At 66.5% G+C, this 710-nt stretch carries 1 protein-coding gene; it reads right to left on the reverse strand.

Annotated elements, in window-relative coordinates; translation table 11 throughout:
• Nucleotides 1–710, reverse strand: a 710-nt coding sequence (locus tag ABWV42_RS19665) for a serine hydroxymethyltransferase (protein WP_353341645.1), incomplete at both ends; no start/stop codon positions are given.

The raw sequence follows: 710 nt of genomic DNA on the forward strand, positions 1-710 counted from the left end.
AGCGGGAAGCGGTCGCAGAGGGTTTTGACCTTTGCGCGGACGCTTGCTTCGACGTCGGCGTTGCCGTCTTCCCCGTTGGCGGCGAGGCCGTCGACGACTTCGACGATCAGGTCGGCGATCTCGCGGAATTCCGCTTCGCCGAAGCCACGGGTGGTGCCCGCCGGGGTGCCGAGGCGGATGCCCGAGGTCACGGTCGGTTTTTCCGGGTCAAACGGGATGCCGTTCTTGTTGGTGGTGATATGGGCGCGGCCCAGGGCCTTGTCGACGATGTTGCCGGTCACGCCCTTGGGGCGCAGGTCAACCAGCATCACGTGGGTGTCGGTGCCGCCGGTGACGATGTCGAGACCGCCCTTGATCAGCTGGTCGGCCAGGGCCACCGCGTTGGCGCGTACCTGCTTCTGGTAGGCCTTGAACTCGGGACGCAGCGCCTCGCCGAAAGCCACGGCCTTGGCCGCGATCACGTGCATCAGCGGGCCGCCCTGGATGCCGGGGAAGATCGCCGAATTCACTTTCTTAGCGATTGCTTCATCATTTGTCAGGATCATGCCACCGCGGGGACCGCGCAGGGTCTTGTGCGTGGTGGTCGTGGCGACATGCGCGTGCGGGAAGGGCGAGGGGTGCTCGCCTGCGGCCACGAGGCCGGCAAAGTGGGCCATGTCGACGTGCAGGTAGGCGCCAACCATGTCGGCGATCTCGCGCATGCGGGCGAA

The sequence above is a fragment of the Pelagimonas sp. KU-00592-HH genome, from assembly GCF_040369695.1.
GTDB lineage: Bacteria > Pseudomonadota > Alphaproteobacteria > Rhodobacterales > Rhodobacteraceae > Shimia.